We start from the raw sequence: 16,448 nt of genomic DNA on the forward strand, positions 1-16,448 counted from the left end.
ATATTACTGCTTCGGTGCCGGCGCGGCGGGCTCGCTGCCCGGCTCCGGCTGCTTGTTGGCCTGGTCGTAACCCTTGCGCAGCGTCTCGTCGGTGATCTCGATCTTGGCCGAGGCCTTCGCCTTGTTCAGAAGCTCAAGATACTTGTCGCGCATGACGAGCTGACGAACCTGATCCTGCACCTGCTCGAAGGGCGGCGGCGGGGCGTCGCGCTTATCCTCGACCTTGATGACGTGATAGCCGAAATCGGTCTTGACGGGCGTCTTGGAATAGGTGCCCTTCTCGAGCGCGAAGGCTGCGTCCTCGAATTCCTTGACCATGCGGCCGCGCGAGAAATAGCCGAGATCACCGCCTTCCGACTTGTTCGGATCGGTGGACTTTTCCTTGGCAAGTTCGGCGAAATCCTTGCCGGCGTCGAGCTGCTTGATGATGTCCTTGGCTTCGTCCTCGGTCTTGACGAGGATATGACGGGCGTGGACTTCTTCCTGTTTCGGCAGGGCAGCGACTTCCTTATCGTAGCGGGCCTTGACTTCTTCAGGTGTGACGATGTCGACGACATGCTTCTTGAAGTAGGCATTGTGCAGCTCACGGTCGGTGAGATACTGCATGCGTTTCTTGAATTCGTCGGTCTGGTCGAGCTTCTCTGCGGCAGCGTCGGCGGCCAGCAGCTTCACGTCGATGGCTGCGGAAAGGGCTGCGACCTTCTTCTGGTCGTCGGGAAGCTGCGCCAGCTGCGGGTCGAGATTGGCGACCGCGAGGTCGAGTTCCGACTGGTGAATTTCCAGATTGCCGACCTTGGCGATGACGGCGTCATCGGCATGGGCCGGGGCCTGGAGCGCAACAAAAGTTGCAAACGCCAGAACGGCAAGCTTGTTGGTGCTCAACATGAAATACCCTTCAAAGTTACATCGCCGGCTTCAGCATCCTCTGAATCCAGCCCAAAATAGCCATCAGCACCGGATTGTGGCCTTTCTGTATCCGCCAAATCCGTTGACATCATTCGACCCCCCTCTTATCTGTCACGCAACCTCGCGTCCAGAACAGTTTCCGGGCGTTTTAAGGCGCGCGCCTGATTTTCGGCTGGGCCGCGAACAAGAAACGCCGGGGATGAATATTGAGAAAGGGCCAGTCATATGGTCAGCTTTGGCGGTATAGCCCGCAAGTTATTTGGGTCTTCCAACGACCGCCGCGTGCGGTCCTTCCAGCCGAACGTCGCTGCCATCAACTCTATCGAAGAGAAGACCAAGGCCCTGACGGACGAGCAGCTCGCGGCAAAGACCGCGGAGTTTCGTGCCCTGCTCGCCGAGGGCAAGACCCTCGACGACATTCTGGTGCCTGCCTTTGCCGTCGTTCGCGAAGCGTCCCGCCGCGTTCTCGGCCTGCGACCTTTTGACGTACAGCTGGTCGGCGGCATGATCCTGCATTCGAATGCGATCGCCGAGATGAAGACCGGCGAAGGCAAGACCCTCGTCGCCACCCTGCCGGTCTATCTGAACGCGCTTTCCGGCAAGGGCGTGCACGTCGTCACCGTCAACGATTACCTCGCCCAGCGCGATGCCGCGACCATGGGCCGCGTCTACGGCTTCCTCGGCATGACCACCGGCGTTATCGTCCATGGACTCTCCGACGAGGAACGCCACGCCGCCTATGCCTGCGACATCACTTATGCCACCAACAACGAACTCGGCTTCGATTATCTGCGCGATAACATGAAGTACGAGAAGAACCAGATGGTTCAGCGCGGCCACAACTTCGCGATCGTCGACGAAGTGGACTCGATCCTCGTCGACGAGGCGCGCACGCCGCTGATCATCTCCGGCCCGCTCGACGACCGCTCCGAACTCTATAATACGATCGACGCCTTCATTCCGATGCTCGTAGCCAGCGATTACGAGATCGACGAGAAGCAGCGCTCGGCCAATTTTTCCGAAGAGGGCACCGAGAAGCTGGAAAACCTGCTCCGCCAGGCCGGCCTTTTGAAAGGCAACGCGCTCTACGACATCGAGAACGTCGCGATCGTCCACCACGTCAACAACGCGCTGAAGGCCCACAAGCTCTTCCAGCGCGACAAGGACTATATCGTCCGCAACGACGAAGTCGTCATCATCGACGAGTTCACCGGCCGCATGATGCCGGGCCGCCGCTATTCGGAAGGCCAGCACCAGGCGCTCGAAGCCAAGGAAAGGGTGCGGATCCAGCCGGAAAACCAGACGCTGGCCTCGATCACCTTCCAGAACTACTTCCGCATGTACGACAAGCTCGCCGGCATGACCGGCACGGCGCAGACGGAAGCGGAAGAATTCGGCAACATCTATAATCTCGACGTCGTCGAGGTCCCGACCAACCTGCCGATCAAGCGCATCGACGAGGACGACGAGGTCTACCGGACCTTCGACGAAAAGTTCAAGGCGATCATCGAGGAGATCCTCGACGCGCATAAGCGTGGCCAGCCGGTGCTTGTCGGCACCACCTCGATCGAAAAGTCGGAACTGCTCGCCGATCGCCTGCGCAAGCAAGGCTTCGACGACTTCCAGGTGCTGAATGCCCGCTACCACGAGCAGGAAGCCTATATCGTTGCCCAGGCCGGTGTGCCGGGCGCCGTCACCATCGCCACCAACATGGCCGGCCGCGGTACCGACATCCAGCTCGGCGGCAACCTCGACATGCGTATCGAGCGCGAACTCGGCGAGGTCGAAGCCGGCCCGGAGCGCGACGCCCGGATCCAGGCGATCGTTGAGGAAATCAAAAGCCTCAAGGAAAAGGCGCTCGCCGCCGGCGGTCTCTACGTCATCGCCACCGAACGCCATGAGAGCCGCCGCATCGACAACCAGCTGCGCGGCCGCTCCGGCCGTCAGGGCGACCCCGGCCGCTCGAAATTCTACCTTTCGCTTCAGGACGACCTGATGCGTATCTTCGGTTCCGACCGCATGGACAGCATGCTGACCAAGCTCGGTCTCAAGGAGGGCGAGGCGATCGTCCATCCCTGGATCAACAAGGCCCTGGAGCGCGCCCAGAAGAAGGTCGAAGCCCGCAACTTCGATATCCGCAAGAACCTGCTGAAGTATGATGACGTGCTCAACGATCAGCGCAAGGTGATCTTCGAGCAGCGCCTCGAACTGATGGAATCGACCAATATTTCCGAGACCGTTTCCGACATGCGCCGTGAGGTGATCGAGGACATGGTCGAAAAGCATATCCCCGAGCGCGCCTATGCCGAACAATGGGATGCCGTCGGCCTGAAGACCGGCGTTACCAATATTCTGAACCTCGATCTGCCGATCGAGGACTGGTTCAAGGAAGAAGGTATCGGCGAGGACGATATTCGCGAGCGCCTGACGGAAGCGACCAACGCCGCCTTCACGGAAAAGGCCGAGCGTTTCGGCGACGATATCATGCATTATGTCGAACGCTCGATCGTCATGCAGACGCTCGATCACCTCTGGCGCGAGCACATCGTCAATCTCGACCATCTGCGCTCCGTCATCGGCTTCCGCGGTTACGCCCAGCGCGATCCGCTGCAGGAATACAAATCGGAAGCCTTCGAGCTCTTCACCGCGCTGCTCAACAATCTGCGCGAGGCCGTGACCGCCCAGCTGATGCGCGTCGAGCTGGTGCAGCAGGCCCCTGCCGAGCCCGAACCGCCGCTGATGCAGGCCCATCACCTGGATCCGACGACCGGCGAGGACGATTTCACCCCGGCGGTCTACCAGGCATCGGAAGTCATCGTTTCTCCTGAGAACCGCAACCCCGATGACCCGGCCACCTGGGGCAAAGTCGGCCGCAACGAGACCTGCCCTTGCGGTTCCGGCAAGAAATACAAGCATTGCCACGGCGCCTTCGAGCAGGCCTGAGGCAAGCCGCAAAGACTGTGAAAATGCCGCCTTCGGGCGGCATTTTTCTTTTGCGGCACATCGGAAAACCGGGATGTCGGCGTCGGTCAGCAGGCCTGATCCGGAACCGTTTCTTAACCCTGTTCTGTCAAGACTTCGGCTGCGATTTGCCTGACCTTTAGAGTTTTGCGTGTTCATCATGGCGGTCATAGAAACAGCGGAGAAGATGCTGCCCGCGGGTGTGCGCCCGATCGGCAGCCGCACGCTGCGCATGCTTGCGGCCGTGCTCACCGAACGCGGCGAGAAGGCAGCCGCCCAGCGCATGGCGCTGACGGCCTTTGCGATCCGCATCCTCAGCGCGGCACTCGCCTTCGTCTCGCAAATCGTGCTTGCCCGGCTGATGGGCGAATATGAATACGGTATCTTCGTTTTCGTCTGGGTGCTGGTCGTCGTCTTCGGCGATCTCTCATGCCTTGGTTTCCACACGGCCATCGTCCGTTTCCTGCCGCAATATAGGGCGGCCGGCGCCTTCGAGGAAATCCGCGGCCTTACCGGCACGGCGCGCATCTTCGCGCTGCTTTCCGGCACGGCGGTGCTCGCCGCCGGCATGCTCGGGCTGCATTTCTTCGGCCATATGATCCAGGTCTATTATCTCGTCCCGGTCTTCCTCGGCCTGCTCGCCATGCCGATGATCGCGCTCGGCGACATTCTGGAGGGCACGTCGCGGGCCAACCATTGGCCGGTGATGGCGCTGAGCCCGGTCTATATCGTCCGCCCGATCCTCATCATCGCCTTCATGCTGATCGCCATTGCGATCGGTGCCGAGCATACCGCCGTCACCGCGATGCAGGCAGCGCTGGCCGCGACCTTCGTCACCGCCCTTGGCCAGTATGCCGCGACGCTCTATCGCCTTCGACGGCATTATGACGAAGGCCCGCGCAAGGTCGATTTCCTCGCCTGGTTCAGTGTCGCTTTTCCGATTTTCCTGATCGAGGGCGTGAGCTTCCTGCTCACCAATTCCGATGTCGTCGTGGTCGGCATCTTCCTCGAGCCGCACGACGTCGCCATCTACTTCGCCGCCGCCAAGACGATGGCGCTGGTGCATTTCATCAATTTCTCGGTCAAGGCAGCCTCCGGCCCGCGCTTTTCCTCGATCATCGCCGAAGGCGACCACGCACAGCTGGCGGTGGCCGCTGTCGACGCCGCCCGCTGGACCTTCTGGCCGGCACTCGCGGTCGGCCTTGCCGTGCTCGCCGCCGGGCATCTGCTGCTGTCGCTGTTCGGCGGCGCCTTCACCTCAGGTTATCTGGTCATGGCGATCCTGCTCGCCGGCATCCTCGCCAAGGCATTGGTCGGCCCGGCCGAAACGCTGCTGATGATGGCCGGCAAGCAGAATCTCTGCGTTGTGCTCTATGCCGGGGCGCTCACCGCCAATGTCGGCCTCAACCTTGCTTTGATCCCGCATTACGGCATCGAAGGCACCGCGATTGCCACGGCCTCGGCCATGGCGGTCGAGGCGATCCTGCTGCATCTCGCCGTCCGCCGCGCGCTCGGCATCGTCCTTTTCGCCTTCGCCAGCCCCTCCGCCGCAACGCCAGAAATGAGAGTTCGATAGATGGTGCGTATTCCCCCCGTCACCGAAAGCACCGACAGCATCGCCAACCGCATGGTGCATGATCTCGCCGCGCTGAATTTCGAAGCGCCGCAGGCCGAGGCGCGCGCCGAGATCGGCCGGCCGGGGCGCGAGCTCTGCCTCTATCCCGGCAAGCTCGGCTATGAGCTTCAGGAAGAGCTCGATTTTCTCTCCAACCGGGCGATGGAGCCGAACGTCTTCTTTTCCGGCCGTTTCCTGGCACCCGCCATGCCGCGGCTCGAAGACCGGCAGGTCAACTTCGCCTTGATCCGCGACCACAATGCCGGCCGCAGCCGAATGCGCTTTCTGTTGCCGTTTTCGATCGACAAGCCGGGTTTTGCCGTCGGCCCGTCGATCATCCGCGGCTGGTCGAACAGCTTCGGCCCGCTCGGCACACCGCTCGTCGACAGCGAAGATGCCGCCGAGACCCTCGACAATCTCTTCGAGGGACTGACGGCGCGCGACCTCAATCTGCCCGGCATCATGGTTCTGCCGGATCTGCGGCTGAACGGCATCTTCGTGCGCATGGTCAAGGCCGTGGCGCTCAGCCGCAATCTCCCCGTCACCGTCACCAATCCCTATTTGCGCCCGATGCTGCAGAGCGACGAAGAGGCGCCGGCCTATCTCAGCCGCACCATTTCCTCCTCGCATATGCGCGAGATGCGCCGCCAGTGGCGTCTGCTGGAGGAACAGGGAACGGCGGTCTATGCCGTCGCCCGCCAGCCGCGCGAAATCCACGTCCGCTTCGAGGAGTTCCTGGCGATGGAAGCCGGCGGCTGGAAGGGCAAGCGGCGAAGCGCTCTCGTCACCGATCGCTATCATACGGCCTTCGCCCGCGAGGCGGTGTCGAACCTTGCCGCCGTCGATGCCGTGCGTGTTCACACGATCGATCTCAACGGCAAGGCGATCGCCGCCACCGTCGTGCTGATGATGGGCGGTGAGGCCTATACCTGGAAAACCGCCTATGACGAGAACTATGCCCGCTATTCGCCGGGCAAGCTCTTGATGAGCGAACTCACCGAATGGCATCTCGACGACGCCAATATCGTCCGCTCCGATTCCTGCGCCGTCTCCGACCACCCGATCATGAGCCGTTTCTGGCAGGAGCGCGAGGAGATGGGAACGCTGGTGATCGGCCTGACGCAGAACAGCGACCGCGACATGCGCCAGGTCACAGCCCAGCTCCACATGTACCGCAGCACCCGCAACATGGCGAAGATGCTGCGAGAAAAGATCATGTCGCTCGCCGGCCGGAGCTGAACAGCTCACCTTCGGCGGCCGCTTTCTCGCGCAATAGCCGGCGGATCACCTTGCCGGTGGTGGTCAGCGGCAGGGCCTCGATGAATTCCACCTCGCGTGGATATTCGTGCATCGAAAGCCGCGTCTTCACCCATTCCCTGATGTCGGCCGCCAGCGCCTCGCTGGGATGGTAGCCGGGCGACAGCACGATATAGGCCTTGACGATTTCGGTGCGCAGCGCATCCGGTTTGCCGACGGCGGCGGCAAGCTGCACGGCGGGATGGCCGATCAGGCAATCCTCGATCTCGGCCGGGCCGATGCGGTATCCGGATGAGGTGATGACGTCGTCGTCGCGGCCTTCGAAGGTGACGTAGCCCTCGTCGTCTTGCCGGCCGATGTCGCCGGTGAGCAGCCGTCCCTTGACGAATTTTTTCTCGGTCGCCGCCGCATCGTTCCAATAGCCGAGGAACATCACGGGGTCGGGACTGGCGACGGCGATCTGGCCCGGTTCACCCACCGGCAATTCATCGCCCGCTTCGCCGACGATCGCGACGCGATGCCCGGGCACCGCCCGGCCGATCGCGCCCGCCTTGGTCACGCCATAGGCCGCGCTGGAGGAGAGCACGAAATTACATTCCGTCTGACCGTAGAATTCGTTGACGGTGATGCCGAGCGCGCGCCGCGCCCATTCATAGGTCTCGCGGCCGAGCGCCTCTCCGGCCGAGCCGATGGTGCGCAGCACCAGATCATATTTCGAGCGCGGATCGGAAACGGCGCGCATCAGTCGCAATGCCGTCGGCGGAATGAAGGCGTTGCGCACCTTCATCTCCGCCATGATCCGATAGGCCATGTCGGCATCGAATTTCTGCGCCGGCGACGAGACGACGGGAACGCCGAGCAGCAGGCTCGGCAGCAGCGCATTGAGCAGCCCGCCGGCCCACGCCCAGTCGGACGGCGTCCAGACCTTGTCGCCGGCGCGCGGAAACCCCTCATGGGCGAACTGCATGCCGGGAATATGGCCGGGCAGGACGCGGTGGCCATGCAGCGCACCCTTCGGCGGCCCGGTCGTTCCCGACGTGAAGATCATCAGCGCCGGATCGTCCGGACCGGTCCTGGCGACGTCGAAGACAGGGGAATGGCCGTTCACCAGATCGCTAAAGGCAGCCGCATCGGCGCTCGCCCCGTCGATGCTGACCACATGTTTCAGCATCGGCAGCCGATCGCGGATCTGCCGGATGCGTTCGAGACCGAAACCATTGGTGACGACGGCCGTAACACCTGCCGCCTTCAGTCGGTATTCCAGCGCCTCGACGCCGAAGAGCAGCGCCAGCGGCAGCGCAATCGCGCCGGTCTTATAGATCGCCACATGCGCAATCACCGTCTCGAAGGATTGCGGCAGGAGCAGCGCGACGCGATCGCCGCGGTTGATCTCCAGCGAAACGAGGGCATTGGCGAAGGCCGAGGATTGGTCGGCGAGCGCGCGATAGGTCATTGCGCGGTGATGGCCATCGGGGCTGAAATGTTCGAGGCAGACGCGCTCCGGCGCCCGAACCGCCCAGTCGTCGCTGACGGCCCGGCCGATATTGAAATCTTCGGGAACCCGCCACGAGAAATTGCGATAAAGATCGTCATAGCGATCATGGGGCGGCAGTATCATAGGCAAAATCCGGTGAATGCTGCACCAGCTAACACCTTGTGCTGCAAATGCGCAAGCAGCCGGTCCGGGCGGCGATCGCACGCGCAGCATCACAGCCCATCACATATTGTTGCGCGCATGGCAGAACGGATTCTTCGTCAAGCGCCCTGCGACTTTGCCGGTTTCCGCACTAGATCATGGAGAGCCGCCTGGGGGCATCGGAATTGGGTCCACCAATTCATCACGGAGTCGTTTCATGGAATATACAAAATTTGGCAAGACCGGTCTCGAAGTGTCAAAAATCTGCCTGGGCTGCATGACCTTCGGCGATCCCGGCCGCGGCAATCATGCCTGGAGCCTCAGAGAAGAGGAAAGCCGGACGATGATCCGGCAGGCGATCGACCTCGGCATCAATTTCCTCGACACCGCCAACACCTATTCCAACGGCTCTTCGGAAGAGATCGTCGGCCGCGCCATAAAGGACTTCGCCAAGCGCGAGGACATCGTGCTGGCGACCAAGGTGTTCAACCGCATGCGGCCGGGCCCGAACGGCGCCGGCCTGTCGCGCAAGGCGATCTTCGATGAGATCGACAACAGCCTGCGCCGGCTCGGCACCGACTATGTCGACCTCTATCAGATCCACCGCTTCGACTATACGACGCCGATCGAAGAAACGCTGGAAGCGTTGCACGACGTGGTCAAATCGGGCAAGGCGCGTTATATCGGCGCTTCCTCCATGTATGCCTGGCAGTTCGCCAAGGCGCTCTACGTCTCCAGGCTGAACGGCTGGACCGAATTCGTCAGCATGCAGGACCACCTGAACCTGCTCTACCGCGAGGAAGAGCGCGAAATGCTGCCGCTCTGCGAAGACCAGAAGATCGCCGTCATCCCCTGGAGCCCGCTTGCCCGCGGCCGCCTGACCCGCGACTGGGACGAGACGACGGCGCGCAGCGAAACTGACGAATTCGGCAAGACGCTCTACACCCAGTCCATCGATGCCGACCGCAAGATCGTCGAAACCGTGGCCGGGATCGCCAAAGCCCGCGGCATCTCCCGCGCTCAGGTCGCCACCGCCTGGATCCTGCAGAAGAGCGCCGTGACCGCCCCGATCATCGGCGCGTCCAAACCCAACCACTTCACAGACGCCGCTGCCGCGCTCTCGGTGAAGCTCACCGCCGAGGAAATCGCCGCGCTGGAAGCGCCCTACATCCCGCACGCCATTGCCGGCTTCAAGTAGGCACGATCCCCTCTTCACCGATAGGCGGAGAGGGGCTCGATATTCTTCCGAGCCTGAGGTTATGTCCGACTGCCGGGATCGAGCTGCCGGCGCATCGTCACCAGGAACTGCTCGGCAAGCGCCCTGTCCTCGACTGCGCGGGCAAGAATGACGGCGCCCATCATCGATGACAGCGTCGTCGCGGCTTTGGCGCGGCGTTCCTCTTCGGTCTCGCCGGGAACGATCTCGGCGAGCGTGTCGACCAGCACCGACAGCCCGTCGCTGAAGACCGCGCGGACGGCGCCGCGGCTGCGGCTGACCTCCTGGATCAGCGTGGCGAAGACGCAGCTGCCGCCCGGATCGTCGACCGTGCGCCAGTGAATATAATGATCGAGAAGCGCTTCGAGCGGCCGCTCCGGCTCCTCCGCAATATGCTCCTTCCAGCGCGTCTCGACCTTCTCGATCAGATTGCGGCTGACCTCGAGCGCCAGATCGTCCTTCGAGCCGAAATGACCGTAGAAGCCGCCATGCGTCAGCCCCGCCGCCTTCATGATGTCGGCGACACCGACCCCGTCGAAGCCGTTCTCACGGAAGAGCACGCCGGCAACGCTCAGGATTTTCTCTCTGTTTTCGGCAAATTTTTCGCGGCTGACCCGCATTTTGATCTCCAGAAATAGTCGCTTGACAAAATATATGACGTCCATCATGAATAAGCAACAAATATGATGACCATCATGTAAATCAGGCCTCTCTTCTCCCGAACCCGAATCCAACGGAATTTCGTCCATGGTCTCCACAGTCCTTGCCTCCAGCCTTGCCCGGCGCAACATCCACTACGGCTGGGTCGTCGTTGCCGCTACCTTCCTCACCATGCTGGTGACAGCAGGCGCCATGGGCGCACCCGGTGTGCTCATCAAGCCGCTGCAGGACGAGTTCGGCTGGGAGACCTCGCAGATCTCCTCGGCGCTGGCGATCCGCCTGATACTGTTCGGCTTCATGGGTCCTTTCGCCGCCGCCTTCATGAACTATTTCGGCGTGCGCAAGGTCATCGTCTTCGCGCTGGCGCTGATCGGCGCCGGCTTCATCGGCTCGCTGTTCATGACGACGCTGTGGCAGCTGCTGTTGCTCTGGGGCATCGTCGTCGGCTTCGGCACCGGCCTGACGGCCATGGTGCTCGCCGCAACGGTCTCCTCGCGCTGGTTCACCAAGCACCGCGGCCTGGTCGTCGGCATGCTTTCGGCCAGCTCGGCCACCGGCCAGCTGGTCTTTCTGCCGCTGATGGCCGAGCTGACGGTACGCTATGGCTGGCGCTCGACGGTGTTTTTCGTCTGCGCCATGATCATGGTCGCAGCCCTGGCCGTGCTTGCCTTCATGCGCGATCGTCCGGCCGACCTCAACCTGCCGGCGCTCGGCGAAACTGATGTAACGCCGCCGCCGGCAGCGACCTCGCTCGGCGTCGCGCTGATGACGCCGATCACCGTGCTGAAGGAAATCTCGAAGACCTCGACCTTCTGGATTCTCTTTGCCACCTTCTTCATCTGCGGTCTCAGCACCAACGGCCTGATCCAGACCCATTTCGTCACCCTGTGCGGCGATTTCGGCATCGTGCCGGTGGCCGCCGCCAGCGTGCTGGCCGTCATGGGCATCTTCGATTTCTTCGGCACGATTGGCTCCGGCTGGCTCTCCGACCGCTTCGACAATCGCTGGCTGCTGTTCTGGTATTACGGCCTGCGCGGCCTGTCGCTGCTCTACCTGCCCTTCAGCGATTTCAGCTTTTACGGCCTGTCCATCTTCGCCGTCTTCTACGGCCTCGACTGGATCGCCACCGTGCCGCCGACCGTCAAGATCGCCGCCGACCGCTTCGGCCGCGAAAAGGTCGGCCTCGTCTTCGGCTGGGTCTTTGCCGGCCATCAGCTGGGAGCCGCCACCGCCGCCTATGGCGCCGGCCTCTCGCGCACCGAGCTTTCGAGCTACCTGCCCGCCTTCTTCGTCGCCGGCGCCTTTTGCCTGCTGGCCTCGATCCTGGCGATCACGCTGAAGAAATCAGGCGTAAGCCACCCGGCGCCTGCCGCCGCTCATTGATATCCGACAGCCTCCGGCCTCCAAACGAGGCCGGATCTCTCTACCGGATCAGTCTGATAACTTCGCTTGCCCGTCTTGCATCTGCGGCCGCCCGCATGTTAGACAGCCGCCCGTATCCGTTGCCCCATTGGCGGAATTGGTAGACGCGCTCGACTCAAAATCGAGTTTCGAAAGAAGTGCTGGTTCGACCCCGGCATGGGGCACCAGCCTACGCTCTGTGAGCTTCGGCTCGCCGAGCCGAAGCTCACAGAGCGTAGGCTGTCGCGCCGCAGTTCCGCCAGGAACGAAGGCGGACTGGTTGGATTATGGCACCATCACCTCGAATGCCGCCGCGCAGCCCTTGCTCAAAGAGCTGGCGCGGAAGCACGAATCCAGCCGAAACTACTTATTCTTCAGCAGCCACATCTTGCCGGCCATGGTGATGCCGTAGACGTCTTTCGCGCCGTCGTCATCCAGGTGCCGCCGCTCGAGGAAACCCGGCTCCTTCAGCTCGCCCAGCGTCTTGGCAGTGACCGATTTGATTTTCTGCGGCCGTTCTTTCCAACGGTCGTTCTTTGCATAAGTCACCGTGGCGTTCTGATGCGTCCATTTATTGGCTGGCTGAGGGTAAAGGTCTCCATCCCTCGCAAGTTTCAGTGCGGCGATCTGGGACGGCGTAAGTTCAATCATCGTGGAAAATCCTGTGCAGGCGGTATTTGCGCTGGGAGTGCGCTTCTACCAAAGGCGTGCTCATAACACCGACAGACGACTTTCACCACTGCATTGAGAGATTGGCGCAGGAAAGGCGAAACCCGGCTCTTGGGAACCGGGTTTCGTCTGTCGTGCATTTCCAGTTAATTGCAGCGGCGAACCGTCCTGGTGACCTCGCCTTCGTCGGTCTGGCGGGTGACGCTTCTGGTTTCGCAGCCGCTGTCGCGATAGCGCCGGTGCTCACGTTCGCGCACCGCACCGAAAGTGACGCCACGCTCGCTGATGGTGATGCCGGGCCGGACCCGCTCATGACGATAGCCATCGTCATAGGAACGTTCCCTGACATAGACGCTGTCGGCGAGAGCAGGCGCTGCAAACGAGCAGGCGGCAAGGGCCGCTACAGTACAGTTGAGGATGATCTTCCGCATGTCGTTCTCCTTTCTTGATGAAAGGGCAACGACAAAAAACGCAAGTGGTTCCAACAGCGCCGATCGCCCAGCCGCGCGGCAGGCGACGGCAGACGAGACCTGCGTCTCACCGGCAGGACGCGGAACGACCAGGCGCCCGCCATCCAAATCACCTGTTTAATTTTGCGCGCGCTTCGTCCAAAGTGACCGCCGCTGAAGAAGAGAGGCCGGACGTGCATCAGGAAGTAGGACTTATCGCGACGGTTGCCGTCAGTTTTGTTTTCGCGGCTGTCCTCGGTTACGGCGCCGATCGGCTTCGGCTGCCGCCGCTCGTCGGCTACCTGATGGCCGGCATTCTGATGGGGCCGTTCACCCCGGGCTTCGTCGCTGACACCGCCCTTGCCGGCCAGCTCGCCGAAATGGGTGTCATCCTTCTGATGTTCGGCGTCGGCCTGCATTTTTCCGCCTCCGACCTGCTTGCCGTGCGCGGCATCGCCGTGCCGGGCGCGATCGGACGCATCATTCTCGCCACCCTGTTGGGCATCGGCCTTTGCAAACTCTGGGGCTGGAGCCTTGGCGCCGGCATCGTCCTCGGCCTCAGCCTGTCGGTGGCCAGCACCGTCGTTCTTCTGAAGGCGCTGGAGGAGCGCAATCTTGTCAATGCCCCCAGTGGACGCGTTGCCGTCGGCTGGCTGATCGTCGAGGATCTGGTGATGGTGCTGGCGCTGGTGCTGCTGCCGGCGCTCGCCGAACTTCTGGGCGGCAACGCCGCCGCGACAACAAACCACGGCCTCGGCGAGCTGCCGCTGGTGCTGACGATCGGCCTGACGCTGTTGAAGGTGGCGGCCTTCGCCGCCATGGCGATCTTCCTCGGCCCTCGCATCGTGCCCTGGCTGCTGACGATGATCGCCCGCACCGGCTCGCGTGAGCTGTTCACGCTGACGGTTCTCGCGATCGCGCTCGGCATCGCCTTCGGCTCGGCGGCGATCTTCGGTGTTTCCTTTGCGCTCGGCGCCTTTTTTGCCGGCGTCGTCATGAGCGAATCCCAGCTCAGCCACAGGGCGGCGGCCGATTCGCTGCCGCTGCAGAACGCCTTCTCCGTGCTCTTCTTCGTCTCCGTCGGCATGCTCTTCGACCCGTCGATCCTGGTGCGCCAGCCGCTGGCGGTGATCGGCGCGCTGGCGCTCGTCATCCTCGGCAAGGGCATCATCACCTTCGCGCTCGTCATCCTGCTCAGATATCCGATCGGCCTGGGGCTGACACTGGCCGGTGGCCTTGCCCAGATCGGCGAATTTTCCTTCATCCTCGCTGGCCTCGGCGTGTCGCTTAAGCTTCTGCCGCATGAGGGCCAGGATCTGATTCTGGCCGCCGCCATCCTGTCGATCACGCTCAACCCGATCGTGATTCTCGCGACCGACGGATTGAAGAAATACGCCCATTCGACGTGGCCCTCGCTGTTCGAAAACTACGGCAGAAAGCGGCAGAAGACGCTCGGCAAGGAACTGGAAAAGATCAGGGCGCTCGGCGAGGAGCGCGAGCGCCAGCATCAGTTGAAGATGCAGCAGCTGATCGAAACCTTCCCGCTGTTCTCCCAGGTCGGCGAGGATGCGCAGGAGGAGCTGCTGCTGCTCTTCAAGGCGAAGTCAGCCCCTCCCGGGGAACGCGTCATTCGCCGCGGCGACCGCGGCGACAGCATGTATTTCATCTCGTCGGGAGCGGTGGAGGTGCGGCTCGCCAGCGGCGCGATCCGCCTGGAGCCGGGCGCTTTCTTCGGCGAAATGGCGCTTCTCACCGGCGGACGGCGCACCGCCGACGTCATCGCCGTCGATTTCTGCCAGTTCGAGGTGCTCGAGCGGCGCGACTTCAACATGTTCATGTCACACCATCCCAATCTGCGCGCCGCCGTCAGCGAGATGGCCCAGAAGCGCACGGAGATGAACGTCCTGCGTCAGCAGTGGGAAAAGTCGATGGATCTGTCCTGAAACGCACACCGCAGCGGGGATCAAATACCGCTGCAAACCTGCTGCCCCCGGAAGGCTCAGCCCGCCGGCCAATAGCCATCGGAGCGGAAATCCTCGGGGATCGGGTCGAGCCGCGACAGGGCTTCGGCGGCAAAATCGATCTGCAGCGACAGGTGCTTGAGAGCCGCCAGCATCGGCATGCCGGTCGCAAACTCCCGGACACGCGACCGATGACAGCCGCTTTCGCTGAGCCGCCGCGCCGCCTCTTGGCGCACATCGTCCGGGCTTGGCCTGCCGCTCTCTTCGGCCTGGACATTCATTGGCACGGCCCGCCCAAGCCCGCCTTCGATCACTTTGAACATTCTTTTGCCACCCTGCACGTCGACCCAATTCAGCTGGAGCATGATCTCGTCCGAAAACCGCCCACACTTTTCGGCATCATGCTCTGCAGCTTGCCGCAGAATGGCCGATTCGCAATCCCGTGAAATCTTGGGAGAGACGTCGATGCCCCCGCATCACGAAAATTTTTGGACGGCGGTGGCACGAAGGACACGGGCGAGCATTTACAGCGCCGCGCACGGCCCCTAAAGCTTTTTGCACCGCAACAGGAAGGAAACGGAATGCTCCGCAGACTTTACGACTGGACCATGTCTCTGGCCGCGCGCAAATCGGCCGAAGTCTGGCTCGCCGTCATCGCCTTCGTCGAAAGCTCCGTCTTTCTCGTCCCCGCCGATGTGCTCTTCCTGCCGATGGCGCTTGCCAAGCCGGAGCGTTCCTATCGCTACGCCCTGATCGCGACGGTCGCCTCCGTGCTCGGCGGCATCGCCGGCTGGGCGCTGGGTCATTACGCTTATGAGGCGGTGGCGCGGCCAGTTCTGGAATTCTACAATAAATTCGAGGATTTCGAGCGATTGCGAAACAGCATCCACGAACAATGGGGATTCCTGTTGCTGTTGCTGGTGACTTCCGGTTTGGCGCACCTGCCGCCGATCAAAGTCGTAACTATTTTGGCTGGCGTCATTAACATGAATCTAGGCGTCTTCATTATTTCCGCCATCATAGCTCGCGGTGCTCGGTTCATGCTTTTGGCCTGGCTGCTTCGTCGATACGGCGAGCCGATCCGCCACTTCGTCGAGAAGCGCCTTGGTCAGATCGTCGGCATCGGCGCCGGCGTCCTCATCACACTCGGAATCGCCTATAAACTGCTTGCCCACTGAGCCACCTTTCGCGGAGTTCCGCCATGACTGCCACTTCTTCGCCGCTTGCCCGCCCCGGCTTTATCTATTCCATATTGCTCGCCATCGGCATGGCGGCGGCGGTCGGCACGGCGCTCGGTTTCCAATATATCGGCGGTTATATTCCCTGCGCGCTCTGCCTGCTGCAGCGCCAGCCTTATTATTACGCCATCCCGATCGCCATCCTCGCCGCCGTCTCCGAGCTCGTCGGCCTGCCGAACTGGATCACCCGCGCGCTCATTCTCGCAGCCGGCATCCTGATGCTGGTGACGGCCGGTATGGGCGTCTATCACGCCGGCGTCGAATGGCATTTCTGGCCGGGGCCGGCCACCTGCTCAACGACGGCAAGCAGCATGACGAGCAATGCCGGCGATCTCCTCACCGAACTCAATACGATCAAGGGCCCGTCCTGCACCGATGCGGCGCTGAGGGTGCTCGGCCTGTCTTTTGCCGGCTGGAACGTGATCGCGGGAATTCTGCTCGCAGCCTTCGCCTTCGTCGGCGTCCGCAAATCGGCGTGA

At 62.3% G+C, this 16,448-nt stretch carries 14 protein-coding genes and 1 tRNA gene; 9 read left to right on the forward strand and 6 right to left on the reverse strand.

Features of this window, described 5'->3' with window-relative positions; translation table 11 throughout:
- Positions 1–3: 3 nt before the first annotated feature.
- On the reverse strand, positions 4–885 hold the full coding sequence (locus tag CO666_RS00100) for a peptidylprolyl isomerase (RefSeq protein WP_097610169.1): 882 nt from the start codon (positions 883–885) through the stop codon (positions 4–6).
- A gap of 246 nt (positions 886–1,131) precedes the next feature.
- Here CO666_RS00100 and secA point away from each other — a divergent pair, with 246 nt between their 5' ends.
- From secA to CO666_RS00115, 3 genes are all read left to right on the forward strand, one after another.
- Positions 1,132–3,849, forward strand: coding sequence for a preprotein translocase subunit SecA (gene secA, locus CO666_RS00105; protein WP_097610170.1), 2,718 nt, complete (start codon positions 1,132–1,134; stop codon positions 3,847–3,849).
- A gap of 178 nt (positions 3,850–4,027) precedes the next feature.
- On the forward strand, positions 4,028–5,443 hold the full coding sequence (locus CO666_RS00110) for an oligosaccharide flippase family protein (RefSeq protein ID WP_097610538.1): 1,416 nt from the start codon (positions 4,028–4,030) through the stop codon (positions 5,441–5,443).
- Positions 5,444–6,721 carry a GNAT family N-acetyltransferase gene (locus CO666_RS00115; protein WP_097610171.1) on the forward strand — a complete coding sequence of 426 codons (1,278 nt, stop codon included), beginning with the start codon at positions 5,444–5,446 and terminating at the stop codon, positions 6,719–6,721.
- On the opposite strand, the gene CO666_RS00120 is transcribed toward CO666_RS00115, so the two are convergent.
- Positions 6,696–8,357: an AMP-binding protein gene (locus CO666_RS00120; RefSeq protein WP_097610172.1), complete on the reverse strand. Its 1,662-nt coding sequence runs from the start codon at positions 8,355–8,357 to the stop codon at positions 6,696–6,698. The genes CO666_RS00115 and CO666_RS00120 overlap by 26 nt on opposite strands.
- A 235-nt stretch (positions 8,358–8,592) precedes the next feature.
- On the opposite strand from CO666_RS00120, the gene CO666_RS00125 reads away from it, so the two are divergent.
- Complete coding sequence (locus tag CO666_RS00125) at positions 8,593–9,573, forward strand: aldo/keto reductase (protein WP_097610173.1); 981 nt, start codon at positions 8,593–8,595, stop codon at positions 9,571–9,573.
- 59 nt (positions 9,574–9,632) lie between these two features.
- Here CO666_RS00125 and CO666_RS00130 read toward each other — a convergent pair whose 3' ends face one another.
- Positions 9,633–10,211, reverse strand: coding sequence for a TetR/AcrR family transcriptional regulator (locus CO666_RS00130; protein WP_097610174.1), 579 nt, complete (start codon positions 10,209–10,211; stop codon positions 9,633–9,635).
- 127 nt (positions 10,212–10,338) lie between these two features.
- On the opposite strand from CO666_RS00130, the gene CO666_RS00135 reads away from it, so the two are divergent.
- Together CO666_RS00135 and CO666_RS00140 are read left to right on the forward strand one after the other, a co-directional pair.
- Positions 10,339–11,634, forward strand: a complete 1,296-nt coding sequence (locus tag CO666_RS00135) for an MFS transporter (protein WP_097610175.1) — start codon at positions 10,339–10,341, stop codon at positions 11,632–11,634.
- A gap of 121 nt (positions 11,635–11,755) precedes the next feature.
- Positions 11,756–11,840: transfer RNA gene (locus CO666_RS00140), tRNA-Leu, on the forward strand.
- Between the two features lie 175 nt (positions 11,841–12,015).
- Here the strand turns inward: CO666_RS00140 and CO666_RS00145 are convergent.
- Both CO666_RS00145 and CO666_RS00150 read right to left on the reverse strand, forming a co-directional pair.
- Positions 12,016–12,303: a hypothetical protein gene (locus CO666_RS00145; protein WP_085738536.1), complete on the reverse strand. Its 288-nt coding sequence runs from the start codon at positions 12,301–12,303 to the stop codon at positions 12,016–12,018.
- A 164-nt stretch (positions 12,304–12,467) separates the two neighbouring features.
- Complete coding sequence (locus CO666_RS00150; protein ID WP_097610176.1) at positions 12,468–12,752, reverse strand: hypothetical protein; 285 nt, start codon at positions 12,750–12,752, stop codon at positions 12,468–12,470.
- Between the two features lie 212 nt (positions 12,753–12,964).
- Between CO666_RS00150 and CO666_RS00155 the strand changes: the two genes are divergently transcribed.
- The gene (locus CO666_RS00155; RefSeq protein ID WP_097610177.1) at positions 12,965–14,713 is read left to right on the forward strand and encodes a cation:proton antiporter domain-containing protein; all 1,749 of its coding nucleotides are present in this window, start codon (positions 12,965–12,967) and stop codon (positions 14,711–14,713) included.
- 56 nt (positions 14,714–14,769) lie between these two features.
- On the opposite strand, the gene CO666_RS00160 is transcribed toward CO666_RS00155, so the two are convergent.
- Positions 14,770–15,096, reverse strand: coding sequence for a hypothetical protein (locus CO666_RS00160; RefSeq protein WP_097610178.1), 327 nt, complete (start codon positions 15,094–15,096; stop codon positions 14,770–14,772).
- 216 nt (positions 15,097–15,312) lie between these two features.
- Between CO666_RS00160 and CO666_RS00165 the strand changes: the two genes are divergently transcribed.
- Both CO666_RS00165 and CO666_RS00170 read left to right on the forward strand, forming a co-directional pair.
- The gene (locus tag CO666_RS00165; protein ID WP_097610179.1) at positions 15,313–15,909 is read left to right on the forward strand and encodes a YqaA family protein; all 597 of its coding nucleotides are present in this window, start codon (positions 15,313–15,315) and stop codon (positions 15,907–15,909) included.
- A gap of 23 nt (positions 15,910–15,932) precedes the next feature.
- Positions 15,933–16,448 carry a disulfide bond formation protein B gene (locus CO666_RS00170; RefSeq protein ID WP_097610180.1) on the forward strand — a complete coding sequence of 172 codons (516 nt, stop codon included), beginning with the start codon at positions 15,933–15,935 and terminating at the stop codon, positions 16,446–16,448.

This window comes from Rhizobium chutanense (genome assembly GCF_002531935.1).
Classification (GTDB): domain Bacteria; phylum Pseudomonadota; class Alphaproteobacteria; order Rhizobiales; family Rhizobiaceae; genus Rhizobium; species Rhizobium chutanense.

Coding starts and splice junctions, on each gene's coding strand:
- CO666_RS00100 (WP_097610169.1), bottom strand. CDS start 885: ATGTTGAGCACCAACAAGCTTGCCGTTCTGGCGTTTGCAACTTTTGTT.
- secA (WP_097610170.1), top strand. CDS start 1,132: ATGGTCAGCTTTGGCGGTATAGCCCGCAAGTTATTTGGGTCTTCCAAC.
- CO666_RS00110 (WP_097610538.1), top strand. CDS start 4,028: ATGGCGGTCATAGAAACAGCGGAGAAGATGCTGCCCGCGGGTGTGCGC.
- CO666_RS00115 (WP_097610171.1), top strand. CDS start 5,444: ATGGTGCGTATTCCCCCCGTCACCGAAAGCACCGACAGCATCGCCAAC.
- CO666_RS00120 (WP_097610172.1), bottom strand. CDS start 8,357: ATGATACTGCCGCCCCATGATCGCTATGACGATCTTTATCGCAATTTC.
- CO666_RS00125 (WP_097610173.1), top strand. CDS start 8,593: ATGGAATATACAAAATTTGGCAAGACCGGTCTCGAAGTGTCAAAAATC.
- CO666_RS00130 (WP_097610174.1), bottom strand. CDS start 10,211: ATGCGGGTCAGCCGCGAAAAATTTGCCGAAAACAGAGAGAAAATCCTG.
- CO666_RS00135 (WP_097610175.1), top strand. CDS start 10,339: ATGGTCTCCACAGTCCTTGCCTCCAGCCTTGCCCGGCGCAACATCCAC.
- CO666_RS00145 (WP_085738536.1), bottom strand. CDS start 12,303: ATGATTGAACTTACGCCGTCCCAGATCGCCGCACTGAAACTTGCGAGG.
- CO666_RS00150 (WP_097610176.1), bottom strand. CDS start 12,752: ATGCGGAAGATCATCCTCAACTGTACTGTAGCGGCCCTTGCCGCCTGC.
- CO666_RS00160 (WP_097610178.1), bottom strand. CDS start 15,096: ATGCTCCAGCTGAATTGGGTCGACGTGCAGGGTGGCAAAAGAATGTTC.
- CO666_RS00165 (WP_097610179.1), top strand. CDS start 15,313: ATGCTCCGCAGACTTTACGACTGGACCATGTCTCTGGCCGCGCGCAAA.
- CO666_RS00170 (WP_097610180.1), top strand. CDS start 15,933: ATGACTGCCACTTCTTCGCCGCTTGCCCGCCCCGGCTTTATCTATTCC.